27 protein-coding genes are annotated in these 21,805 nt (G+C 45.7%); 8 read left to right on the top strand and 19 right to left on the bottom strand.

The genetic code is table 11. The annotated features are described in order from the left end of the window. Positions 1-16 precede the first annotated feature (16 nt). The 3 genes from rsmD to ICN27_RS09675 are packed head-to-tail and all read right to left on the bottom strand — an operon-like array spanning position 17 to position 3,357. Positions 17-646, bottom strand: a complete 630-nt coding sequence (rsmD, locus tag ICN27_RS09665) for a 16S rRNA (guanine(966)-N(2))-methyltransferase RsmD (RefSeq protein ID WP_370624508.1) — start codon at positions 644-646, stop codon at positions 17-19. Then, positions 639-1,982: a pitrilysin family protein gene (locus tag ICN27_RS09670; RefSeq protein ID WP_215308514.1), complete on the bottom strand. Its 1,344-nt coding sequence runs from the start codon at positions 1,980-1,982 to the stop codon at positions 639-641. Before ICN27_RS09670 ends, rsmD begins: the two co-directional genes overlap by 8 nt. Further along, the gene (locus tag ICN27_RS09675; protein ID WP_216269871.1) at positions 1,972-3,357 is read right to left on the bottom strand and encodes a pitrilysin family protein; all 1,386 of its coding nucleotides are present in this window, start codon (positions 3,355-3,357) and stop codon (positions 1,972-1,974) included. The genes ICN27_RS09670 and ICN27_RS09675 overlap by 11 nt, the downstream gene beginning before the upstream one ends. A 62-nt stretch (positions 3,358-3,419) precedes the next feature. Between ICN27_RS09675 and ftsY the strand changes: the two genes are divergently transcribed. Together ftsY and rpoH are read left to right on the top strand one after the other, a co-directional pair. After that, the gene (ftsY, locus tag ICN27_RS09680) at positions 3,420-4,310 is read left to right on the top strand and encodes a signal recognition particle-docking protein FtsY (protein ID WP_216269872.1); all 891 of its coding nucleotides are present in this window, start codon (positions 3,420-3,422) and stop codon (positions 4,308-4,310) included. 90 nt (positions 4,311-4,400) lie between these two features. Next, entirely contained in the window at positions 4,401-5,342 is a 942-nt protein-coding gene (gene rpoH / locus ICN27_RS09685) for an RNA polymerase sigma factor RpoH (protein ID WP_216269873.1), read from the top strand. A gap of 21 nt (positions 5,343-5,363) precedes the next feature. Here rpoH and ICN27_RS09690 read toward each other — a convergent pair whose 3' ends face one another. Genes ICN27_RS09690 through ICN27_RS09710 form a run of 5 tightly spaced genes read right to left on the bottom strand, consistent with a single transcriptional unit; the run spans position 5,364 to position 9,432 of the window. Further along, a complete protein-coding gene (locus ICN27_RS09690) occupies positions 5,364-5,927 on the bottom strand; it encodes an SCO family protein (protein ID WP_370624509.1) in 564 nt (187 codons plus the stop codon). Between the two features lie 49 nt (positions 5,928-5,976). Then, complete coding sequence (gene cyoE, locus ICN27_RS09695; RefSeq protein ID WP_216269875.1) at positions 5,977-6,870, bottom strand: heme o synthase; 894 nt, start codon at positions 6,868-6,870, stop codon at positions 5,977-5,979. Next, complete coding sequence (locus ICN27_RS09700) at positions 6,867-7,997, bottom strand: heme A synthase (protein WP_215308520.1); 1,131 nt, start codon at positions 7,995-7,997, stop codon at positions 6,867-6,869. The genes cyoE and ICN27_RS09700 overlap by 4 nt, the downstream gene beginning before the upstream one ends. Then, positions 7,994-8,653 (bottom strand): hypothetical protein, encoded by a 660-nt coding sequence (locus ICN27_RS09705; protein ID WP_215308521.1) that lies wholly within the window; start codon positions 8,651-8,653, stop codon positions 7,994-7,996. Before ICN27_RS09705 ends, ICN27_RS09700 begins: the two co-directional genes overlap by 4 nt. After that, positions 8,650-9,432 (bottom strand): SURF1 family protein, encoded by a 783-nt coding sequence (locus ICN27_RS09710; RefSeq protein WP_370624503.1) that lies wholly within the window; start codon positions 9,430-9,432, stop codon positions 8,650-8,652. Before ICN27_RS09710 ends, ICN27_RS09705 begins: the two co-directional genes overlap by 4 nt. Before the next feature lie 14 nt (positions 9,433-9,446). Between ICN27_RS09710 and ICN27_RS09715 the strand changes: the two genes are divergently transcribed. After that, positions 9,447-9,659: a twin transmembrane helix small protein gene (locus ICN27_RS09715; RefSeq protein WP_215308522.1), complete on the top strand. Its 213-nt coding sequence runs from the start codon at positions 9,447-9,449 to the stop codon at positions 9,657-9,659. Between the two features lie 62 nt (positions 9,660-9,721). Here the strand turns inward: ICN27_RS09715 and ICN27_RS09720 are convergent, their stop codons facing one another. From ICN27_RS09720 to ICN27_RS09750, 7 genes are all read right to left on the bottom strand, one after another. Next, complete coding sequence (locus ICN27_RS09720; RefSeq protein WP_215308523.1) at positions 9,722-10,576, bottom strand: cytochrome c oxidase subunit 3; 855 nt, start codon at positions 10,574-10,576, stop codon at positions 9,722-9,724. 29 nt (positions 10,577-10,605) lie between these two features. Then, the gene (locus ICN27_RS09725) at positions 10,606-10,779 is read right to left on the bottom strand and encodes a DUF2970 domain-containing protein (protein ID WP_370624504.1); all 174 of its coding nucleotides are present in this window, start codon (positions 10,777-10,779) and stop codon (positions 10,606-10,608) included. A gap of 17 nt (positions 10,780-10,796) precedes the next feature. Further along, on the bottom strand, positions 10,797-11,390 hold the full coding sequence (locus tag ICN27_RS09730) for a cytochrome c oxidase assembly protein (protein ID WP_215308525.1): 594 nt from the start codon (positions 11,388-11,390) through the stop codon (positions 10,797-10,799). 16 nt (positions 11,391-11,406) lie between these two features. Beyond that, positions 11,407-11,538 carry a cytochrome oxidase small assembly protein gene (locus ICN27_RS09735; protein ID WP_216269876.1) on the bottom strand — a complete coding sequence of 44 codons (132 nt, stop codon included), beginning with the start codon at positions 11,536-11,538 and terminating at the stop codon, positions 11,407-11,409. Further along, positions 11,522-13,141: a cytochrome c oxidase subunit I gene (gene ctaD / locus ICN27_RS09740; protein WP_215308527.1), complete on the bottom strand. Its 1,620-nt coding sequence runs from the start codon at positions 13,139-13,141 to the stop codon at positions 11,522-11,524. The genes ICN27_RS09735 and ctaD overlap by 17 nt, the downstream gene beginning before the upstream one ends. A gap of 44 nt (positions 13,142-13,185) precedes the next feature. Continuing rightward, on the bottom strand, positions 13,186-14,343 hold the full coding sequence (coxB, locus tag ICN27_RS09745) for a cytochrome c oxidase subunit II (RefSeq protein ID WP_216269877.1): 1,158 nt from the start codon (positions 14,341-14,343) through the stop codon (positions 13,186-13,188). 179 nt (positions 14,344-14,522) lie between these two features. After that, positions 14,523-15,326: a methyltransferase domain-containing protein gene (locus ICN27_RS09750; RefSeq protein WP_255535105.1), complete on the bottom strand. Its 804-nt coding sequence runs from the start codon at positions 15,324-15,326 to the stop codon at positions 14,523-14,525. A 23-nt stretch (positions 15,327-15,349) separates the two neighbouring features. On the opposite strand from ICN27_RS09750, the gene ICN27_RS09755 reads away from it, so the two are divergent. Together ICN27_RS09755 and trmL are read left to right on the top strand one after the other, a co-directional pair. After that, positions 15,350-16,102: a ComF family protein gene (locus ICN27_RS09755; RefSeq protein WP_216269879.1), complete on the top strand. Its 753-nt coding sequence runs from the start codon at positions 15,350-15,352 to the stop codon at positions 16,100-16,102. 15 nt (positions 16,103-16,117) lie between these two features. After that, positions 16,118-16,588, top strand: a complete 471-nt coding sequence (trmL, locus tag ICN27_RS09760) for a tRNA (uridine(34)/cytosine(34)/5-carboxymethylaminomethyluridine(34)-2'-O)-methyltransferase TrmL (RefSeq protein WP_215308529.1) — start codon at positions 16,118-16,120, stop codon at positions 16,586-16,588. A 4-nt stretch (positions 16,589-16,592) separates the two neighbouring features. Here trmL and ICN27_RS09765 read toward each other — a convergent pair whose 3' ends face one another. From ICN27_RS09765 to ICN27_RS09780, 4 genes are read right to left on the bottom strand one after another with little or no spacing between them, the layout of a single operon-like run. Next, the gene (locus tag ICN27_RS09765) at positions 16,593-17,615 is read right to left on the bottom strand and encodes an NAD(P)H-dependent glycerol-3-phosphate dehydrogenase (RefSeq protein WP_216269880.1); all 1,023 of its coding nucleotides are present in this window, start codon (positions 17,613-17,615) and stop codon (positions 16,593-16,595) included. A gap of 24 nt (positions 17,616-17,639) precedes the next feature. Further along, positions 17,640-18,161: a protein-export chaperone SecB gene (gene secB / locus ICN27_RS09770; RefSeq protein WP_215308531.1), complete on the bottom strand. Its 522-nt coding sequence runs from the start codon at positions 18,159-18,161 to the stop codon at positions 17,640-17,642. Between the two features lie 21 nt (positions 18,162-18,182). Continuing rightward, entirely contained in the window at positions 18,183-18,437 is a 255-nt protein-coding gene (grxC, locus tag ICN27_RS09775) for a glutaredoxin 3 (protein WP_215308532.1), read from the bottom strand. Between the two features lie 17 nt (positions 18,438-18,454). Continuing rightward, entirely contained in the window at positions 18,455-18,868 is a 414-nt protein-coding gene (locus tag ICN27_RS09780; protein WP_215308533.1) for a rhodanese-like domain-containing protein, read from the bottom strand. 22 nt (positions 18,869-18,890) lie between these two features. Between ICN27_RS09780 and gpmA the strand changes: the two genes are divergently transcribed. Genes gpmA through ICN27_RS09795 form a run of 3 tightly spaced genes read left to right on the top strand, consistent with a single transcriptional unit; the run spans position 18,891 to position 21,802 of the window. Further along, positions 18,891-19,580 (top strand): 2,3-diphosphoglycerate-dependent phosphoglycerate mutase, encoded by a 690-nt coding sequence (gene gpmA / locus ICN27_RS09785; protein ID WP_215308534.1) that lies wholly within the window; start codon positions 18,891-18,893, stop codon positions 19,578-19,580. Between the two features lie 14 nt (positions 19,581-19,594). Further along, positions 19,595-21,028, top strand: coding sequence for a S41 family peptidase (locus ICN27_RS09790; protein WP_216269881.1), 1,434 nt, complete (start codon positions 19,595-19,597; stop codon positions 21,026-21,028). Between the two features lie 21 nt (positions 21,029-21,049). Continuing rightward, positions 21,050-21,802: a molybdopterin-synthase adenylyltransferase MoeB gene (locus ICN27_RS09795; protein ID WP_216269882.1), complete on the top strand. Its 753-nt coding sequence runs from the start codon at positions 21,050-21,052 to the stop codon at positions 21,800-21,802. Positions 21,803-21,805: the final 3 nt, after the last annotated feature.

Genomic DNA, 21,805 nt, shown 5'->3' on the forward strand with positions numbered 1-21,805 from the left:
AGCTACAGGCAAGAGTTTAGTCCCTCTTGGAGCGAAATAGACAAGCTTTTACTTGTCCAGCCTCTAAGTATTTTCCACAATGCCAATCAGGTACTAAAGCCTCAATCTGCTCACGGGGGCGACTAGCAGGAAACTCTACGTAAATGCCCCCGCCGGCACTGTCATCACAAACGCGAGCAGCCTCTATAAGCGCTTGATTTAATAGACCCTCTTCCTGAAAGGGTGGATCTATAAAGATCAGATTACTGGAGCGGTCAGCTGCTTGCTTTAAGAACTCCAAACTATCCCTATGAAGAATCTGGACTACGCCAGGCGCAGGAGATGACTCTAGCAAAACAAAATTTGCCAAAAGCTTGGCATAGGCGCGCTTGTCTTTTTCTAATAGGATTACTGAATTGGCATGTCGTGACGCAGCCTCAAAACCTAATGCGCCAGTACCAGCAAACAAATCTAAACAACGCAAACCAAGCAAATCCTGCCCGAGCCAATTAAATAGAGTCTCGCGAACGCGATCAGTACTAGGACGAAGACCAGGTAAATCCAATACGCTGAGCAAACGACTGCGCCAAATCCCACCAATAATGCGAATTTTCTGTGGGGGCTCAGAACGTATGCCTAATGAAGCTGACTTGACTGGCTTATTTATTTTTCGCTCCTAAGACCACAATTTTCATGCGGTCCATGGCTAAGTATTTTTGGAACGCCGCCTTGACTTGCTCAAGGCTAACCGCTTCCACTTGCTTAGTCCAAATCTCCATCGTATCGAGAGGCAAATTATTCCAAGCAATAGATGACACGTTATCAAGTAACTTACGGTTGTTATCAATTCTTAAAGGATAGCCATTGATTAAGTTTGCTTTGGCTGCATCGAGCTCCGTTTGCGTTGGGCCATCAGCAATAAATTGCGCAATAGTCGAACTCATTACCTCTAGCGCCAAAGTCGCTTGATCATTCTTGGTTTGTACACCTGCCTGAAATATCCCCGCATCCTTACCGGGGGCAAAGTAACTAAACACGCTATAAGCAAGGCCACGTTTCTCGCGCACCTCTGACATGAGGCGGGATACAAAGCCACCGCCACCCAAAATATAGTTACCCACTAGTAATGGGAAGTAATCCGGATTACTACGGGTTACCGCAGTCATTCCCATGGCGATATGTGCCTGCTGCGAATCAAATGGAATAGCAACTTCGCGTTGACTTAAAGGTTCGACTGGTGAGCGCTCAAATTCTGGCAACTTAGCAACAGGAGATCCAGACTGAGGAACTCTTTGCAATAAACTCTGAACAATTTCAGCAGCCTCGGCTTTGCTCACATCACCCACAATGCTGACAATCATTCGATCGCCACGATAAAACTGTTTATGAAACTGCTGCAGGTCGTTTGCGCCGATATTGGCAACACTTTTCACTGTTGGTGAATTGGCCAGTGGATAGTCTCCGTAAACGGATTTTCTAAAGCGACGATCCAGCACTGACTCTGGCTTCGTCTCCGACTCTAGCAATGCCGTAGTCATCCTTTGCTTCTCACGCGCCAAGATCTTTGCATCATAGGTAGGTGCACTCAACATTGCAGAGGCCAATTGAACGGCGCGATCACGTAAATCTTTACGACTCAAAGTTCTAATGCGCATCACAGCGCGCTCACCGCCAACAGAGATACCAAGGTTTGCACCAAGGTCTGCAATCTCATCCGCAATCTGTGCCTCATTTAGCAGACCCTTATCCGATTTGGCGCCATAGTTCATTAGCCGCCCAGCCATAGTAGCTAAGCCACTCTTCACTCCTGGATCATAACGGTCACCTGCATCAATACTGATCTCGATATCCACCATCGGCAGCGCTTTGGTTTGTACTAAATAGGCTTGCGCACCCTTGAAGGAGTCTAGTTTTTCTATAGGCAATATTGCGTATGCAGATGTACTTACTCCGACTATCAGCGCGATTGCAAGACTGCCTTTCGAGATGAGTTTATTTAGCATCACGGTTGCCTCCTTGCTTGCTCTCACCCGACTGGCGTGCTTGCGGGTCTAGGACTGCTATGGTGAGCCCCTCATCTACTAAATATTTTTTTGCAACGGCTTGTACTTGTGTGGGAGTAATGGTTTGCATCTTCTCTAACATCACATCAATATCTTTCCATGAGAATCCAGCCATCTCTGTGCTACCTATTTCCATAGCCTGACCAAAAATTGAATCTCGCTTATAAATTTGATCAGACAGAATGCGCACCTTCACCCGCTTAAGTTCTGACTCTAAGATTCCTTTATCAATAACCTCTTTCAAGGCTTTACGAATACTGCTCTCCGCCTGCTCCACTGTCTTGCCTTTAGCCATGTTGCTGCTAATGAAAAATAGTTCAGGTCCTCTAGAGATCATGTCATAACCGACGCTAACATCATTTACTACGCGCTCTTGCTTTACCAAGGTACGATTTAAGCGTGCGTTGTCATAACCATCCAGTACAGCAGACAACAGCTCTAACGCATAAGGCTCATCATCATCCAATCTCCCTACCTCTAATTTGGGAACTTTCCAAGCCATTGCTAGTTGTGCGCTATCAGCAGGCGCTTTTACCTGCACTCGCTTAGTACCTTTTTGCACAGGCTCAATCTGGGGCTTACGTTCCGGTAACTCTCTAGCCAAAGCAGCTCCGTAATATTTTTCCACTGCTCTTAGAATGGCTCTAGGATCAACATCGCCTGCAATGACTACAGTTGCGTTATTTGGTTTGTACCAGCTGCGATACCAATCGCGAGCATCTATAGCTTTCATATTGACTAAATCATTCATCCAACCAACTACCGGATGTCGATAAGGAGAGCTCATATATGCGGTGGCAGTGAGCGATTCATTGAGCAAGCTACTGGGATTATCTTCCGTACGCAGACGACGCTCTTCCATCACCACCTGAATTTCTTTCAGAAATTCTGCATCATCAAAATTGAGGTTGGACATACGATCAGCCTCCAATCTCATCACCTCATCTAGCTTAGACTTTTCAACTTGTTGAAAGTAAGCTGTGTAATCACGAGAGGTAAAAGCATTTTCTCGACCACCAACTGCCGCAACTAAGCGAGAGAACTCACCTGACTTTACTTTATGGGTACCCTTAAACATCATGTGCTCTAACACATGAGCTACCCCAGTCTTACCATTCACCTCATCCATAGAGCCAGCGCGATACCAAACCATATGCGCAACCGTAGGTGCGCGATGATCTTCACGCACAATTAACTTGAGGCCATTAGAGAGTTGAAATTCGTGGGTATTTGCAAGGCCCACTTCTTGGGCTGCTAAAACACTAGAACAGCCGAGCACTAAACAGAGAGAAAAGCTTAATAAAGTGGAACGCATCTGTAAGATCACCTATCCCGAGAATTTAATTGATAAGATGCAAGGATTAAATTGTATCGATTATGTTCGGCCTACGTAAAACTCTCGGATCCCTATTCCAATCCAGTCAGACTGATGAAGCCTGGTTTGATGCCCTAGAAGAATCTCTCATTCTGAGCGATGTGGGTCTGCCTACGACTGAACAATTGATTGGTAAGCTCCGGAAGGCCGCCAAATCAGAAAGGGCTAGTAGTTCTGAAGAACTCAAGCAACTACTGATTGAAGAAGTGGCGATGCTCCTGAAATCTGTTGAGCCTAACCCCAATCCCTTGTATGTCCATGAACAAAAGACCACACCAGAGGTGTGGCTAGTAATTGGCGTCAATGGCGCCGGTAAGACTACGACGATCGGCAAACTCTGCAAACTTTTTCAATCTCAAGGTAAGTCCGTCTTGCTGGCAGCCGGCGACACATTCCGAGCTGCGGCTCGCAACCAGCTGCTTGAATGGGGTGGTCGCAATCAGGTCGATGTCATCATGCAAGAAAGCGGTGATGCGGCGGCAGTAGCACACGATGCTATTCATGCGGCGATTTCTCGCAAAAGCGATATTCTGATTATTGATACCGCTGGCAGACTAGCCACTCAAGACCACCTGATGGAAGAATTAAAGAAGGTTAAAAGAGTCATCGGTAAGGCCCTTCCTGGGGCGCCTCACCAGACTTTGCTCATTCTTGATGGCAATACTGGTCAAAACGGTTTAAGTCAAGTCAGGGCCTTTCATGCTGCTTTAGGGCTTTCTGCCTTAATTGTGACTAAATTGGATGGCACCGCTAAAGGTGGGGTGATTTGTGCACTCGCCCACACCCTCCATGATGAGCCAAAACCAGCGGTTTTAGCACTAGGTAAAGGTGAGGGAATTGATGATTTAGCCCCCTTCACAGCCGCACAATATTCTTCTGAATTATTCAATTAAATCATAGACTTATAGAATTAAAAAACCATTAGCACTCTCTTGACAAGAGTGCTAAAATAGAATTCTATTAATACCTAAAATATAAACAAAATGGTTCCAAAGAAAGCATACAAACCGCAATTGCAAGCAAGGCAAACACTGCCAGCAGCGCAGACTGCTGCGGCTTCGCTTGCCTTTCCGATGTTGCCTTCCCTAGGGGTTGGCACACTCGACTCTTACATCTCCTATGTGAATCGTGTACCGATGCTCAGCGCGGCAGAGGAACTACACCTCGCGCAAGAATTTCGTCGCACTGAAAATGTCGATGCTGCGAAGACTTTAGTTCTCTCGCACCTCCGTTTAGTGGTCTCTGTTGCTCGTCAATACTTAGGCTATGGAATTCCCCATGCTGATTTAATTCAGGAAGGCAATATTGGTTTGATGAAGGCTGTCAAACGCTATGACCCTAACCAAGGCGCACGCTTAGTCTCTTATGCTATCCATTGGATTAAGGCAGAGATTCATGAGTACATTCTCAAAAATTGGCGCTTAGTCAAAGTTGCAACAACAAAAGCACAGCGTAAATTGTTCTTCAATCTGCGTAGTAACAAGCCTACTCTAGCCGCCCTGACACCAAATGAGGTTGAGGCTTTAGCGAAAGCGCTGGATGTCAAAGGCTCTGACGTAAAAGAAATGGAAATGCGCCTTGCTGGTGGCGATGTTGCCCTGGAAGGCGATGACACCGATGATGAATCAGCCTATGCACCAATTCAATGGTTGGCTGATAGCAGTCAAGAGCCTACTGAAATGATGGCTGCTACTGCGACCGATGCATTACATGGGCCTCAGCTAGATCAAGCACTCATGGCGCTAGATGAGCGAAGCCGCAATATTGTGCAATCACGTTGGTTAGCAATGGATGCAGATGGCAATGGAACAAAGACATTGCATGATCTCGCCAGCGAATACGGCATTTCTGCAGAGCGTGTTCGTCAGATTGAAACTGCTGCGCTCAAAAAAATGCGCAGTCTCTTGCAAACCGAAGCAGCTTAATCAGCCTTCCCTTCGAAGCTTTTACTTCAGAAGTTCCTTCAAGTCTTGCGCCAAGGTCTCAGCACCTTGCGCATGCTTGATATATAGACGTAAACGCCCTTCCGGATCAAAGGCATAACTTCCTGCCATGTGATCCATGGTGTATGACCCGGAACTTGTGCCAGGCACCTTCTGGTAGTAGACCTTAAAGTCCTTAGTCACTTTTTCTAAAGCTGCTTCATCAGCCGGGCGCAAGCCCAAGAAACGTGAATCAAATGCCGGTACATATTGTTTTAAGATGGCTGCAGTGTCTCTTTCTGGATCCACAGTTACAAACAGAACTTGCACCTTATCTGCCTGAGGCCCCAATAAAGTCATGACCTGCTGCATCTCAGTGAGCGTCGTAGGGCAAACATCAGGACACTGCGTATAACCAAAGAACATCAAAACAGCCTTGCCTTTAAAGTCAGCAAGCGTTCTCACCTTTCCGTCAGGGTCGAGCAAACTGAAGTCAGTACCAAAGGCCTTACTACCCGTAATATCGACGTTCTTAAAGCTCTGCTGAGGACTGCAAGCTAGCAGAGATACACCGATCAGCGACAACATCAATAGGCGTGCAATAGAAAAGTAAATTTTTTGTAATTGCATCTTCATCTCAAACAAAATAATGATCAATTAATAGCGCTGCAAAAAGTAAAGATAAATACGTAATTGAAAAACGGAAGGTCTTCTTCGCTAGCGCGTCGCTGTAAGACACAAACAAGGCAATGACATATGCCAGAAATATCAAGCCCAAAATGATTGCTGAAATCAAATAGAGCAGGCCACTCATGCCATAAATATATGGCAGTAAAGTGGCTGCAATCAAAATCAATGTGTATAGCAAAATATTGAGCAAAGTAAAACGCTCTCCGTGTGTCACTGGCAGCATTGGTAAACCACTTTGCACATAATCATCGCGACGATATAGAGCAAGAGCCCAAAAGTGCGGGGGAGTCCAAACGAAAATGATCAATACCAAGAGCCAAGCTTCTGCTGACAAAGTATTGGTAACTGCCGCCCAACCTAAGGCAGGCGGCATAGCACCCGAGAGACCGCCAATGACAATATTTTGTGGTGTAGCAGGCTTGAGCAACCAGGTATAAATCACCGCGTAACCAACAAAAGTGGCCACGGTAAGCCACATGGTTAATGGATTACAGAAGATCCACAAGATGACCATTCCCAAACCACCAAGAATAATTGAGAAAACGGTAATATGAAAAGGCGTCACTTCACCAGTTGCGGACGGCCTCCAAGCAGTTCTCTTCATCTTGGCATCGACGGCTTGCTCGATTAAACAATTCATTGCAAAAGCGGCTCCTGCCAACAACCAAATCCCAACAATGCCGCCAATCAGAACTGAATAAGGCACCATGCCCGGGGTAGCCAAGAACATACCAATAACTGCACAGAATACTGCCAACTGCGTGACGCGGGGCTTGGTGAGAACCCAATATTGACGCCAACGTGGCATCGCTACAGGATTGGGGGAAGTTGGACTACTCATAATGATGTAGACATCTTAATGTGAATGGGGGCAGTCCAAGAGGACCATTGGGCTAAACGCACTAAACAGAACACCAATGCAGCAGAACCTGCGGTATGCATTAAGGCAGCGAGGAGAGGCCACTGAAAGACCACATTAGAAATACCAGTCAGAGCCTGAAGAATGAGTAAGCCTAACAATAGTTTAGCAATCCTACCCATTCCTAATGATTTGGCATCACCTAGGCTGAGGGCACTCATTCCTAAAGCACCAAGAACTATCACAGCAACCATAGCAAAAACACGATGCGCCCAATGGATGGTTTGCAAAGCGACAGGTGTAATAGATTCGCCTTGAGCATTCAAGCCTAAGCCACGCCACAGGGCAAATCCTTCTTGCCAAGCCGTTTCTGGCCAAAGACGATCCATGCAAGTCGGAAAATCAGGGCAGGCTAGCACAGCGTAATTAGTGCTCACCCATGCACCTAAAAAGATTTGCATACATAAGATGATTGCTGCAAGTAACAGTAACTTCGCAGAGAGGGGCTTGCTCTGTAGGCGATCAGCTGAAGAAGATGTACCCATCCACTCTTGTTGTGCATAAGTCGTTAAACAGGCCAGCAAAACCAAAGCCAGCATCAAGTGAATCGTCACAATAATAGGCTGCAATTTCAGCGTCACTGTCCAGGCACCAAATGCGCCTTGGATGCATACCAAAATCAGCAAACCTAGACTGCCCAATAATGGTTTCTTACCTAGACTGCGAAGCTTGCTCCAGGCAACTGCTACCTGAATCAAAATCAGTGCTCCAACTGTCATTGCTAAATAGCGATGAATCATTTCAATCCAAGCTTTGATGACAGTCACTGGGCCCGTAGGCATGTTAGCTTCAGCTTGCTGGATCTCACCAATCGCATGCCATGGATTTGATGTGCCATAACAACCAGGCCAATCAGGGCATCCCAGACCAGAGTCTGTTAAACGAGTAAAAGCGCCAAACACAATCAAGTCAAAGGTCATGAAAACCAAGACCCAATTTAGCTTTTGGAAAAAGTTATAAGCTGGCCTAGTCCAGAGATAGGTCAAAGGCAGGCCTGCAAAGACAATTGCGATTGCAGCCAACTCTGCGAGCAATAGCACGCTACTCATTGCAATTTTTCACCCTTACGATTGAGGCGCAAGAGCTTCTCAAGATCTTTTTTAATGCTGCCAAATTCTTTTGGTGAATTCGTCACCGGAAAAATCATCATTTTGGCTGGACTTGGATCAATCAGCTGAATCTTCTGACCAGCTCCATCACGATTAAGCCATGCATTAAATTCTGCTCTTAATTTAGGATCTACTGGTAAATCTACAATCTGAAACCCCGCCGTCTTTTGATCGTATGCCAGTAATACTTCCGGATCTACTGCTTTGCCATCAGTATTGACCCAAACGAGCTGAACTCGACTACTTTCACGACCAACAGCAATACGTAGTTGACGCATTAAAAATAGAGCCTCGAGACAAGATTCATTTTTAATGGTGCATTCCCCAGCTGGCCTTGCCACAAGCAAAGTCCACTTTCCATTGAAGGGAATATCAAACCATGCGGGATTCATATCTTGCACAGGCTGAACCAGGGCCCCAAAGTTAGTCTTTCCACCCTCTGGCTTAAAAACGTAGTACGCCAAATAGGAGGCGATTACTGGTGCCGCACAGGCAAGCAACAATAGCAGCATCTGAATACGCCCACGTCGAGTTTGCGTGTTAATTGCAGACGCATCTGTTTGTGATGCTGGAATCAATAATTCTTTATCACTCACCCTCTATCTCCATTCACAGCAAGCTCTCGCCGATATTTCATGAGCCCATTAATGAGCCAAAATAAAAATCCAGTCAGTGCCAAAGCAAACCACTGGAATGCATAAGCATAATGGCGATCGACTCCGTTTGTCGGGGAGGGCCAATTTCTTAGTAAACCATCCTCTTTCGAAGAACTAGACTCTCGAACAATGAACGGAAGTTGCTTCCATTCATGGCTTTGAGCCTCAAGCCCCAAATCAAAGTTTTGCTCAATCCGAGGGCTTGTTTGCGTAGCATCCTTTTTTCCCAACTCATAAACCCTTCCGGGGTGAGGGAAAGCAACACCCTCAACAGTCACCACTTCACTGACCGTTTTAACTGGGGGTAAGTCAATACGATTTTCGTTGTTACGAGGAGCCCAACCTCGGTTCACCCAAAGTACAAGCTCTTGGCCATCTAATTTCAAAGGCATCATCACATAAAAGCCGGATTGTCCTGCAACGCCAGTAGCGCCCTCGGGAATGGGGCGAGGACGGTTATCCAGCCAAATTGCCGCATCTTGAATAAAACGTCCACGAGCTAGAATGCGGCGCTCTGTAGCCTGCTCTAGGGTCAAGCTGGCGGCATTAGCATTCAGAACGGGCATTTGCAGTCTGGCACTTAAAGATTCACCCAAGCGAATCTTTTGCTCTGCTCGGTTTAACTGCCAAATACCAGCACCGCAGCCAATTACAATCACCACAAGGGCTGATAATGTAGCAACTTTACGACTAGTAATTAAGCTAGAAAAAATATTCACAAAGGTACTTTGAGATGAAATGGGTTATTCCGATTGCACTGCTAATCATTGTTGGAAGCTTAGGCTCAGCACTCTATTTCATGATGAAAGATAAGGGTCGAAGCTCCAGAATGGTTCAGTCGCTGATGTTACGTATTGGACTGTCAATCGTACTCTTCTTGGGAATATTGATCGCCCACTACTTTGGATATATCGAAGCTACCGGCGTTCGAGTAGGAACCAACTAAGCGCCCCACCAAGACTCAGGACTGAAAATAAATCGGGGCTTAACGCCCCGATTTTTATTTCCCTACATCCAGTAAACAGCGATGTACAGACCAAGCCAAACTACGTCAACAAAGTGCCAATACCAAGCAGCACCCTCAAACGCAAAATGATTTTCAGCGGTAAAGTCACCGCGCATCATGCGACGGAGAACAATCGCCAACATCAAGCCGCCAAGGAATACGTGGAAACCATGGAAACCAGTCAACATAAAGAAGGTTGAGCCATAAATACCTGAAGTTAACTTCAAGTTCAAGGCATGGTATGCATGGTAGTACTCGTACATCTGAAAGCCCAAGAAGATAATGCCAAGACCAACGGTAGCGGCCAAGCCATTGATCGCTTTCTTCATGTGGTTTTCACGAATGGCATGATGAGCGTAAGTTACTGTCACACCAGAAGACAAGAGCAATAAAGTATTAATAGTTGGAATGGGCCATGGACCCATAGTGGTAAATTTCTCTACTAAACCAGCAGGGCCATCATTAGGCCAAACAGCCTGAAAATCAGGCCAGAGTAATTTACTTTCTACATCACCCATCCAAGGCATCGCAATATTACGCGCATAGAACAATGCAGAAAAGAATGCGCCGAAGAACATAATCTCCGAGAAGATGAACCAAGCCATGGACCAACGATAAGAAATATCGACGTTTACGCCATTCTTACCTGAGTTGGATTCGGCAATGGTGTCTCCAAACCAGTTGTAAAGAACAAATAACACCCAAAGCACACCAACTGCAGTTACTGGGCCGCCCCAAGCTGCGTGGTTTACCCAGCCAGACATACCGGCAGCAAAAGCAAGCAAACCTAGCGCTGCCGCAGCTGGATGACTAGATAGTCCAGGAACAAAATAGTAAGGGGTTGAATTGGATGACATCTTATTCTCTCTATTCAATCAAAAAATAATCAATGGGACACAACTGCTTTAACTATCAAAAGGAGTATGGCCATAAAAATCAAGGCGCCTAAAACTCCCGCAATAATAATGTGGACAAAACTTAATGAAGCAACATCTTCCTGCAAACCTGATTTTTTACGCACACCTAAAAAAGCCCACAAGACCGCGATCATAGATTGCATAAATGAACTTTTCTTACTCATGATGCTAATTTTGATTTAGGTGTTGTTGAGCCAGCTGGTTGCTGACCAACTCCCAATTCAAAGAAGGTATATGACAAAGTAATTGTTTTGACATCAGCAGGTAGACCTGCGTCAATTACAAATACCACCGGCATCTTCTTCATTTCATGGGCAGTCATAGTTTGCTGCTGAAAACAAAAACACTCTAGTTTGGTGAAGAACTCCATGGCACTTTTCGGCGCATAACTTGGAATTGCTTGAGCTTCAACAGAGCGGTTTAAATTATTAGTGACCTCATAAACGATCTCTGTCATTTCGCCTGGATGTACTTCGAGGTAGTTCTTCACTGGGCGAAATGTAAAAGGACCACGGCTATTAGAGTCAAACTCAATAGTCACCTTACGAGAATAGTCAACCTGAGTATTGCCAACCTTATTTGCACTGTAGGCTCGAATGCCATAGTCATTCTTACTAGTGACCACATTAATGCCGGTCACCTCACACAAAGCTTTATACATTGGTACTAGTGCGTAACCAAAACCAAACATCATGACTGAAGCTATCAAAAGCTTGAGCAAGATTTGGCGGTTAACGGAGGCAATAGTAGACATGAGTATTCGGAGGGCTTTAAGCTAATAAGCCTCGTTTAATCAGGATGCCTAAAAAGAATACTAGAACAACACTGAAAAGAATAAAGCCCAATCTGCGATTACTGGCAGACTGGGATTTGTGTTCGGCTAGTTTAGATTCCTGCAGCATTTAACTCTGCAGTGCTTGGAGGCGTTTCAAATGTGTGGTGTGGTGCTGGTGATGGCACTGTCCATTCCAAACCTTTGGCACCATCCCATGGCTTCATTGAAGCTTTTACACCCTTGCCGCTATAAGCAGGCAGAACCACAAACAGCAAGAAGTAAACCTGAGACAAACCAAATCCGAGTGCGCCAATCGATGCGATCGTATTAAAGTCAGCAAACTGTGTTGGGTAGTCAGCATAACGACGTGGCATACCTGCTAAGCCCAGGAAGTGCATTGGGAAGAAAGTGACGTTAAAGAAAACCATGGAAGTCCAGAAATGGATCTTGCCACGAGTCTCATTAGCCATGTAGCCAGTCCACTTTGGACACCAGTAGTAGAAACCAGCGAACATCGCAAACAAGGAACCGGCTACTAAGACATAGTGGAAGTGAGCAACAACGTAATACGTATCTTGCAAGCCAATATCAATTGGGGCCATTGCCAAAATCAAACCGGTAAAACCACCCATAGTAAATACAAATATAAATCCAACTGACCACAACATCGGGGTTTCAAAGGTCATGGAACCTTTCCACATAGTTGCAACCCAGTTGAAAATCTTTACGCCTGTTGGAACAGCAATCAACATCGTGGCATACATAAAGAATAACTGACCAGTTACCGGCATACCAGTTGCAAACATGTGGTGCGCCCAAACAATGAATGACAAGATCGCAATGGATGCAGTTGCATAAACCATTGAGCTATAACCAAACAATGTTTTTCTTGAGAATGCTGGAATGATTTCGCTCACGATTCCGAATGCTGGAAGAATCATGATGTAAACCTCTGGATGACCAAAGAACCAGAAAATATGCTGGAACATAATTGGATCACCACCGCCAACTGCAGAGAAGAAAGAAGTGCCAAAGTGGCGATCTGTCAAAACCATAGTGATCGCGCCTGCCAACACTGGCATAACAGCAATCAACAAGTAAGCAGTAATCAACCATGTCCAGCAGAACATTGGCATCTTCATTAAAGTCAAACCAGGAGCGCGCATGTTCAAAATAGTCACGATGATGTTGATCGAGCCCATGATTGAAGAAGCACCTAACAAGTGAAGTGCAAAGATGGCCATATCTAAACCTGGGCCCATCTGTGATGTAAGTGGAGCGTACAAAGTCCAACCACCAGCAGGAGCACCACCAGGAGCCAAGAATGAACCAAATAACAAGCAAGCAGCCACTGGCAAAATCCAGAAGCTAAAGTTGTTCATACGAGCGAACGCCATGTCAGATGCGCCGATTTGCAAAGGAATCATCCAGTTCGCAAATCCAACAAAGGCCGGCATGATGGCGCCGAACACCATCACCAGTCCATGCATAGTGGTTAACTGGTTGAAAAACTCTGGGCGTAAAAACTGCAGACCTGGCTGGAACAACTCCAAACGAATACCCAAAGCCATTACACCACCAGCGAGCAAGCTGATAAACGAGAAGATCAGGTACATCGTACCAATATCTTTATGGTTAGTTGCAAACAACCAACGGCGCCAGCCATGTGGCGTATGGTCATCATGCGCATGGTCGTGTGCGTGATCGTGGGTAGTTGAAATGGTGCTCATGGATTACTCCGGTTTAGTTTGATCTGTATAAATTCTTAAAATAATTACTTGCCAGCACGTGCAGAAACAATATCTTGGGTCTGAATCACTTCACCCGTTTTGTTGCTCCATGCATTACGGGTATAAGTCATCACTGCAGCAATATCGCCATCAGAAATCACGCCAGCCCACTTAGGCATTGCACCTTTGCCATTAATTAGGATGTTGTATTGAGCTGCTTTTGGCCCAAGCACCATCTTGCTGCCATCTAATGCTGGGAAGGCACCGGCACCTTTGCCGTTTGGCTGGTGGCATGCTGCGCAGTTAGCTGCGTAAACCTTGGCGCCACGCTCTTTCTGCTCATCCAAGGTGTAAACCTTAGCTGGATCATCCGAAGCGGAACCCATTTCTTTTTTCTTCTCATCTACCCATTTGGTGTAGTCCTCTTGGGAGACGACTTTCACTACGATCGGCATAAAAGCATGTTGTGCGCCGCATAGCTCTGAACATTGACCACGGTAAGTGCCAATTTTTTCTGCACGAAACCAAGTGTCACGAACGAAACCAGGAATTGCATCCTGCTTCACGCCAAATGCTGGCACTGCCCAAGCATGGATCACATCATTCGCCGTTGTAATGATGCGAATCTTTTTACCCACTGGCACAACCATCTCGTTGTCCACTTCCATCAAATAGGTATTTGATTTCGGGGCAAGATTGTTAATGGACTCACGGGAAGTAGCCAAAGTAGACAAGAAACTAATTCCTTCGCCTTCGCCTTTGATGTAGTCGTAACCCCACTTCCACTGATAACCAGTAGTCTTAATAGTGATATCAGAATTAGTGGTGTCTTTCATTGCCACAACTGTCTTAGTTGCTGGCAAAGCCATGCCAATCACGATCAGCAATGGAATCACTGTCCAAATAATCTCAACAGTGGTGCTCTCGTGAAATGACGCAGATTTGGCGCCCAAAGATTTACGGTGCTTCAAGATTGAATAAAACATGACGCCGAAAACGCCAATAAATATCAAAGCGCAAATGACCAACATCATCCAATGCAACCAATGAATCTCTGCCATGATTTTTGTGGCTGGGGCAGTGAAATTCAGCTGATTTACTGCTGGACCACCCTGCATATCTTCAGCCGCACGTGCAAATGCAGTGCCAAAGGCTGCTACAAAATAGAGCGAAGCCCTAGTGACTTTTCCAAATAAATTCATCTTATTCTCTGTTTATTGTCGTGAGCTTCTGCAGAAATACGCCTCAGAAAGCCCAAAAAAACGGTATCAAGCAATTCAACTAGCGCTAATTATAGGGTTAATTAGGCTCAAGAACAAACCGGACTAACTATGCCACTCTCAATCTTGATAATGGTTTAAAAGATAGTGAACACTTACACTTAAGCAGAATCATTCCTAGTCTTGCGCCCGATTTGATTTAAACCAATATAAGCGACATCATCTTGTGCCTTGGCGAGGTTCTTACCCAAAGCCCAGGCATGCCCATAAACCACCTCTAAAGTCAGTTTTTGAGGCAATTGAGTAGCTATAGCGCTATTTTGGTAGTTGGCATCAAGCAAATTGAGAGCAATTGCGTCTGACAGAAGGATGCTGTCAGAGCTGTAATCCAATCCCAAGAACTCCATATCCATCACTGGGTCAGAAAAACGCTCACCCAGTAGGGCATCTCCCATATCGTGCATATCCCATGGGCTAGCCAAGTTTTGAACGGGTAATTGTTGCGCCAAGAGTTCGGATCTGAGCTCTTTGGCAGTATCTGGGCCCAGGTAGCTAAATGTCAGTAATCCACCTTCTTTGAGTACTCGCCGGCACTCCTGCAAAAAATGCATAGGGTCAACTAAATCTTGAATCAAGAGAACGCTCACTACTAAATCTACGGAATTACTAGGAAGATTAATGCGACCTGTTTTCTTGTAGTCATCGAGAGATACAACAGATGCCGACTTCATTCTTGAATTCCAAAAACGAGCCACTCTCAATTTAAATAAATTAAAACCCGATAGCTCGCATTCTGGGGCAGTGTGAAATCGAACTCCTGGAAAGCGTTTTGTCAGAAACGAACTATGCACCCCAAGGAAATCTGGGATCAGCAAAATGTCTTTTGGTTCTAATTTCACGATGTCTAATTTTTGCAACATGCGTGTTGCAATTTCATCCTGAAGCCATCTGATTGATTGGGTCATTGGCTCAGTATACTCAGCGACCCATGCATCCAATAGAGAATATTTTCCAAGTAATTTGTTCTCACCTACTACCAAGCGCATGCATTGTTTGCGGAGCATTTCAGCGACTCAATCTCTGCGTTGATTGCTTGGCCCAATTAGAAGCAGATCAGTTATCCAATTACGAATGCTGTCAGCAATGCGGCATTACTCTTGAAGTGAGCGAGCTGACAGAAAAACGTTGCCGAGAGTGCATCACCAATCCACCCTACTTTGATGAAACTCACTGTCTTGATCGCTACGAAGGTAAATTGCAGTCTGCCTTGCACCTGTTCAAATATCAGCGACGTCTTGCTTGCGCACATGGACTGACATCAGCATGGAATCAACTGATGGTTCAGGTCTTGAATGATTTACGGGCAGACTATTTACTACCAGTGCCATTGAGTCCAGAGAAATTGTGTGCTCGCGGCTTTAATCAAAGCTGGGAGTTGGCTAGGCGGATTGATTGTGACAAAGATATACATAAAAACCCACACATCTTAAGACGACATCACCATACCCAGCATCAGGCCAAGGAAAATCGTACTAATCGTCAAATTGCTATTCAAGATATGTTTTATATCAACCCTCGATTTCAAGGGCAACTAGAATCGGCTACAGTCATTGTGTTTGACGATGTCATGACTAGTGGTGCAACCTTAAATGAAATCGCTCGCGTATTGAAGGACAATGGGGCATCTCATGTTACTAATTGGGTTCTTCTACGAACGCTGTATCCAGTCTCAAGAAGTTAATATAAAGCTCAACACATGTTTAATATCGTTTTGTTCGAACCAGAAATTCCACCCAACACGGGCAACATCATTCGCCTATGTGCAAACACAGGCGCAAAGCTTCATCTCATCGAGCCACTTGGCTTTCCGATGGAAGATGCCAAACTACGCAGAGCTGGCCTGGACTACCATGAGTTTGCTAAAGTCAAAGTGCATCAAAACTGGTTACGATTTCTAGCTGATGAACAGCCACAGCCTGAGCGTCTTTTTGCCTTAAGCACCAAGGGTTCCGGCAAGTTTCATGATGGTACGTATTTGCCTGGGGATTATTTTGTTTTTGGTTCAGAAACCAAAGGCATCACTGAAGAAGTCAGAGACTCAATTCCAAGCCCCAACCAAATGCGCTTAGCAATGCAAGATAGTAGTCGTAGCTTAAATCTCTCGAATACGGTGGCGATTGTGGTTTATGAGGCTTGGCGCCAAAACGGATTACTTGGCGGAAGTTAAAAAACTAAACTTCAAGCTTGGGATCGCGCCCCATCAGTTTTTTAACTGCTTCCTGTGGTGAAAGTTTTCCAGATAAGACTTCGCCCATCATGGTGGTAATTGGCATCTCAACACCCAAACGCGTAGCGAGACTCCCAACAGCTGAGGCGCATAAGACACCCTCAGCAACATGTCCTAAGTTATCCAAAATTTCAGGCAAGGGTTTTCCTGCTGCTAGTGCTAAACCAACACGGCGATTACGGGAGAGGTCTCCCGTAGCCGTCAAAATCAAATCGCCCACGCCAGTTAATCCCATACAGGTCTCTGGTCTGCCGCCGGCCACTTTTACTAAGCGCATCATTTCTGCAAGGCCGCGAGTTAATACTGCGGCACGTGCGTTTAAGCCAAGGTCTAAGCCATCGCCAATACCAGCCGCAATCGCTAAAACGTTTTTAATGGCGCCGCCTAGCTCGACACCAATCAAATCATCGCTGGCATAGATGCGCATATTGCCATGGTGGAAGGCACCCTGAACAATGTCACACAAGGTATTGGATTGACTAGCAACGGTTAATGCGCAAGGCATACCATTAGCAACTTCTTGGGCAAAACTAGGTCCTGATAGAGCGCCATAAGAATGACGTATGCCATGGCTGTGTAGTTGATCTTCGCGTTCCACTACTTGGTGTGGCAATAAGGTAGTACTGGGCTCCAGGCCCTTGCACAACCAAACAATATTGAGGGGATGTTTTGCAAGGCGCAATACCTGCGCCACTGTTTCTGATAAACCGGACATCGGGGTAGCAATTATCAAAAGATCATTTTCAGAAAGGCGTTCGATGGCCCGCTCAAAACTCACCTCCAATTGCAAACCCTTAGGCAAGACGACACTAGGCAAATAGGCCGTGTTTGCGCCTGAGTGCTGCATATCTTCAATTTGCTCAACGCTTCGAGACCATAGACAAACATCGCCCGGCTGAAGATATTGTGCAGCTTGCGCTGCCATAGCTGTGCCCCATGAGCCAGCTCCAAGCAGCGTCACTTTCATGATCTGTGGACTTTAAAAGCCAGCTTAGTGAGGAAGAATGATTTTGCTTTCATCGGCTGAGCTACTCTCCGTTGCAGCTCCTTGGGCAGCCTGCATCATGCGATGCTCGTACATACCGTGGAAATTAATCTCATTCAAATGGATTGGCTGGAAACCTGCACGACTGATGGTGTCGGCAATATTTGAGCGCAAATAAGGATACAAAATTGTTGGGCAAGCAATACCTAACATGGGATCAATTTGCTCTACAGGAATATTACTAAATTCAAAAATACCCGCTTGTTTTGCTTCAACTAAGAAGAGCGCTTTGCCCTCTACCTTAGCAGTGACCGTTGCAATTAATGCAACCTCAAAAATTTCATCGCCCAAGCGAGTAACTGCAACATCGACTTCAACCTCAACTTGAGGCTCGGCTGCAACTAATAAAATTTGGGGTGCGTGCGGTTGTTCGAGAGATAGATCCTTGAGGTAGATTCGTTGAATACGAAAGCCAGGCTCTTTTGAATTATCAGTAGTATCTGGGGTGGAAGTAGTTTGTTCAGTCATGGAAACTTTCTGAGTAAATTTTTAAGCTAGCAGTGGATCAAGTTGGCCAGCGCGATCTAAAGCAACTAGGTCGTCATAACCGCCAACATGAGTCTCACCAATATAAATCTGTGGCACTGTACGACGACCAGTACGGGTCATCATGATCTCGCGCTGCGCAGGATCCCGATCAATCAGAATCTTCTCTAAATTAGCAACACCCTTCTTGTGCAGAAGCTTCTCTGCCATAACGCAATATGGACACACTTGGGTGCTGTACATCGTGACTGGTGGCATATCTGAGACTCGCTAAATTATTTAACCAATGGCAAAGCTGCAGCTTGCCAGCCTTGAACCCCGCCATCTAGGACTGCAACTTCTGGGAACCCCAGCTTATTAAGCTCTGGGACCAGCTTGCGAGCGTTCGCACCAGACTCACAGACCAAAATGATGGGATTGTTACGATCTAGCTTGAGCTTGTCTATTCCAGATGGAATTTGCTCAGCCAAAATATGCTTTGATCCTGGTAAATGGCCAATCTTAAAATCGGATGCTGGACGCAAGTCCAAAACGACTGCTTTGCGACGATTGATCCAGATAGTCGCTTCGGTAGGCGATAAGCCTTTTCCGCTAATAAGCGTAGATAATGTAGGTAGGAAGAGCGCTGCGCCCGTAACTAGTAGAAGGGCAATAAGCGCTAAATTATCAATTTGTGTGAGAAAGTTCATCACCGGATTATAGAATGGCTCTATGAAACAACTTGTCCTTATTCGTCATGGCGAATCCGCCTGGAACCTTGAAAACCGATTTACTGGCTGGGCGGACGTTGACTTAACCCCCAAGGGGACTGAACAGGCCCTTGCTGCAGGTGAAAACCTCCGTAAAGCTGGCTATGAATTTGATGTGGCTTACACCTCAGTACTCAGAAGAGCCATTCGCACCCTATGGCATGTTCAAGACACCATGGACCTCATGTGGTTGCCAGTGGTACACAGTTGGAGACTGAACGAGCGTCACTATGGCGCCCTCACAGGTCTAAATAAAGCCGAAACTGCCCAACAGTACGGAGATGCGCAAGTTCATATTTGGCGTCGCTCCTATGATGTTCGCCCACCGCTCCTAGAAAAGGATGATGAGCGCAATCCTCAAAATGATCCACGTTACGCAAAACTGAGTAATTCCGACATTCCCTTGGGGGAGTGTCTTAAAGACAACGTCGAGCGTGTATTACCCCTTTGGAATGAATCAATCGCACCCGCCCTCAAAGCAGGTAAGCGCGTATTACTTGTCGCACACGGTAATAGCATTCGCTCTTTAATTAAGTATCTCGACCAGGTTTCTGATCAGGACATCATGGAAATCAATGTCCCCAATGGCATCCCGCTTGTTTACGAGCTTGATGACAATCTCAAACCTATTCAGCATTTTTATTTGGATTAAGGTAAAACAGAAATATGCGCGTATTTTTCAAGAACTTTGCCCTAGTCTCTGTCGGCCTCATCGCCGGGGTTGCAGCCACTATCCAGCTTTCAGCTACAGCTCAACAGGGCGCTACGCTCCCTTTGGATGAGTTGCGCACACTATCGAATGTCTTTGCGCAAATCAAGCGTGAGTATGTTGAACCAATCGAAGATAAACAACTGCTAACCGATGCAGTCAAGGGTATGGTGAGCAGCCTTGATCCTCACTCCACCTATCTTGATAAAAAAGACTTCTCTGAAATGCAAGAGCAAACCAGCGGTAAGTTTGCTGGACTTGGTATTGAAATCACCTCGGAAGATGGCGTTGTTAAAGTACTCAATCCAATTGAAGATAGTCCTGCAGCACGCGCTGGGCTCCAAGCTGGTGACCTCATTACTCGCTTGGACGATAAACCGGTTCGTGGCATGTCCTTAGATAAAGCAGTGCGCACCATGCGCGGCACACCTGGTACAAAAATTACTTTGACCGTCTTCCGTAAAAGTGAAGAGCGTAGCTTTCCGGTAACCATTACCCGTGCTGAAATTAAAGTGCAATCCGTCAAAGCCAAAATTTTGGATAACAACATTGCTTGGGTCAGAGTAACGAGCTTTCAAGAACGTACTATTCCTGATCTTGCTAAGAAGTTAACTGAGCTTGCAAATCAAGATCCTAAAATGAAGGGGATTATTCTTGATCTCAGAAACAATGGTGGTGGCTTGCTACAGGGTGCAGTCGGTGTTGCTGCTGCTTTCTTGCCAGCGGATGCTGTCATCGTTTCCACCAAAGGGCAGACAGCTGACTCTAAGCAGGTCTTTAATGCGACACCAGCGATGTATCGCCTCAGTGAGCCTGGTGATCCTTTAGCTGGTGTACCAGCGATGTATAAAAAATTGCCAATGGTAGTTTTAGTAAATGCTTATTCAGCATCAGCCTCTGAAATTGTGGCTGGCGCATTACAAGATTACAAACGTGCAACCATTATTGGTAAAACGACTTTCGGTAAAGGCTCGGTACAAACAGTCCGCCCCCTCACCAATGACTCGGCATTGAAAATCACTACGGCGTATTACTACACACCAAGTGGCAAATCCATTCAAGCGTATGGCATCAAACCTGATATTGCAGTTGATCAAAATAAAGATGGCGATCCTGACGATGTATTGATCACTCGCGAGATCGACAGCGAGAAGCATTTGCGTAATAAGCAATCTTCGGAGGAAAAGCTAGCCTCCGAGCGAGAAAAACGTCGCTTAGAAGAGTTACAACGTATTGAAGAAAAAAATGCCAAGAAGACTCCAGAAGAGAAAGAAAAAGAAAAGTCGAAGAAGCCTGTCGAGCTTGGCAGTGCAGATGATTTTATGCTGACTCAGGCAGTCGCATTTATTAATGGTGAGCCTGTAAAACGCTCAGCCTCTAAGCTAGAGTAAGTTTTAGCATTAGGCCAATACATGAACGATGAGCAGCTGCTTCGCTACTCGAGGCATTTATTACTAGAAGAAATTGATGTTGCTGGCCAAGAAAAGTTGCTTGGCTCGCACATACTCATCATTGGTGCTGGTGGACTAGGCAGCGCAGCCGCACCTTATCTAGCTGCTGCTGGCGTAGGAGAGATAACGCTAGTTGATCACGACCAAGTCGAGCTCACTAATTTGCAGCGACAAATCATGCATACCCAGAACTCGATAGGTAAGACTAAAGTGGAATCTGGGAAACAATTTTTACAAAGTCTGAATCCCGCCCTCACGATCAATGCAATCTCAGAAAAGGCTTCGGAAGATTTACTAAATACACTCTTGCCAGCAGTTCATCTCGTTTTAGATTGCACGGATAACTTTGCTACTCGCCAGCTGATCAATCAAGCCTGCTTTATCCATAAGACTCCACTCGTCTCTGGTTCTGCCCTCAAATTTGATGGTCAACTCAATGTCTTTGATTTTCGCAGTGAGGCATCCCCCTGCTACGCCTGCCTTTTCTCTCCGGAAGAACAGTTTGAAGAAGTCAGCTGCGCTAGTATGGGCATCTTTTCCCCTCTCGTTGGCATTATTGGCGCAATGCAAGCGGCCCAAGCTCTTCAGGTATTGATTGGCTTTGGTCAGACTCTCGTTGGAAGAATGTTGCTGTGGAATGCCATGAATACTCAGATTGATGAGATTCGCATTGCTCGTAATCCCGCCTGTAAAGTGTGCGGCTCCCAACACTAAGGA

It is taken from the genome of Polynucleobacter sp. Nonnen-W13, from assembly GCF_018881735.1.
GTDB lineage: Bacteria > Pseudomonadota > Gammaproteobacteria > Burkholderiales > Burkholderiaceae > Polynucleobacter.

What these genes read in the sequence shown, in the direction of transcription:
- ICN27_RS09720 (WP_215308523.1), bottom strand. Translation starts at nt 10,576, where the DNA reads ATGTCATCCAATTCAACCCCTTACTATTTTGTTCCTGGACTATCTAGT.
- trmL (WP_215308529.1), top strand. Translation starts at nt 16,118, where the DNA reads ATGTTTAATATCGTTTTGTTCGAACCAGAAATTCCACCCAACACGGGC.
- ICN27_RS09690 (WP_370624509.1), bottom strand. Translation starts at nt 5,927, where the DNA reads ATGTTGTCGCTGATCGGTGTATCTCTGCTAGCTTGCAGTCCTCAGCAG.
- ICN27_RS09725 (WP_370624504.1), bottom strand. Translation starts at nt 10,779, where the DNA reads ATGCAATCTATGATCGCGGTCTTGTGGGCTTTTTTAGGTGTGCGTAAA.
- coxB (WP_216269877.1), bottom strand. Translation starts at nt 14,343, where the DNA reads ATGAATTTATTTGGAAAAGTCACTAGGGCTTCGCTCTATTTTGTAGCA.
- ICN27_RS09735 (WP_216269876.1), bottom strand. Translation starts at nt 11,538, where the DNA reads ATGCTGCAGGAATCTAAACTAGCCGAACACAAATCCCAGTCTGCCAGT.
- ICN27_RS09730 (WP_215308525.1), bottom strand. Translation starts at nt 11,390, where the DNA reads ATGTCTACTATTGCCTCCGTTAACCGCCAAATCTTGCTCAAGCTTTTG.
- ICN27_RS09780 (WP_215308533.1), bottom strand. Translation starts at nt 18,868, where the DNA reads ATGAACTTTCTCACACAAATTGATAATTTAGCGCTTATTGCCCTTCTA.
- cyoE (WP_216269875.1), bottom strand. Translation starts at nt 6,870, where the DNA reads ATGAGTAGTCCAACTTCCCCCAATCCTGTAGCGATGCCACGTTGGCGT.
- grxC (WP_215308532.1), bottom strand. Translation starts at nt 18,437, where the DNA reads ATGCCACCAGTCACGATGTACAGCACCCAAGTGTGTCCATATTGCGTT.
- ICN27_RS09675 (WP_216269871.1), bottom strand. Translation starts at nt 3,357, where the DNA reads ATGCGTTCCACTTTATTAAGCTTTTCTCTCTGTTTAGTGCTCGGCTGT.
- rpoH (WP_216269873.1), top strand. Translation starts at nt 4,401, where the DNA reads ATGGTTCCAAAGAAAGCATACAAACCGCAATTGCAAGCAAGGCAAACA.
- ICN27_RS09765 (WP_216269880.1), bottom strand. Translation starts at nt 17,615, where the DNA reads ATGAAAGTGACGCTGCTTGGAGCTGGCTCATGGGGCACAGCTATGGCA.
- ICN27_RS09670 (WP_215308514.1), bottom strand. Translation starts at nt 1,982, where the DNA reads ATGCTAAATAAACTCATCTCGAAAGGCAGTCTTGCAATCGCGCTGATA.
- secB (WP_215308531.1), bottom strand. Translation starts at nt 18,161, where the DNA reads ATGACTGAACAAACTACTTCCACCCCAGATACTACTGATAATTCAAAA.
- ICN27_RS09795 (WP_216269882.1), top strand. Translation starts at nt 21,050, where the DNA reads ATGAACGATGAGCAGCTGCTTCGCTACTCGAGGCATTTATTACTAGAA.
- ftsY (WP_216269872.1), top strand. Translation starts at nt 3,420, where the DNA reads ATGTTCGGCCTACGTAAAACTCTCGGATCCCTATTCCAATCCAGTCAG.
- ICN27_RS09715 (WP_215308522.1), top strand. Translation starts at nt 9,447, where the DNA reads ATGAAATGGGTTATTCCGATTGCACTGCTAATCATTGTTGGAAGCTTA.
- ctaD (WP_215308527.1), bottom strand. Translation starts at nt 13,141, where the DNA reads ATGAGCACCATTTCAACTACCCACGATCACGCACACGACCATGCGCAT.
- ICN27_RS09790 (WP_216269881.1), top strand. Translation starts at nt 19,595, where the DNA reads ATGCGCGTATTTTTCAAGAACTTTGCCCTAGTCTCTGTCGGCCTCATC.
- gpmA (WP_215308534.1), top strand. Translation starts at nt 18,891, where the DNA reads ATGAAACAACTTGTCCTTATTCGTCATGGCGAATCCGCCTGGAACCTT.
- ICN27_RS09755 (WP_216269879.1), top strand. Translation starts at nt 15,350, where the DNA reads ATGCATCCAATAGAGAATATTTTCCAAGTAATTTGTTCTCACCTACTA.
- ICN27_RS09750 (WP_255535105.1), bottom strand. Translation starts at nt 15,326, where the DNA reads ATGACCCAATCAATCAGATGGCTTCAGGATGAAATTGCAACACGCATG.
- ICN27_RS09700 (WP_215308520.1), bottom strand. Translation starts at nt 7,997, where the DNA reads ATGAGTAGCGTGCTATTGCTCGCAGAGTTGGCTGCAATCGCAATTGTC.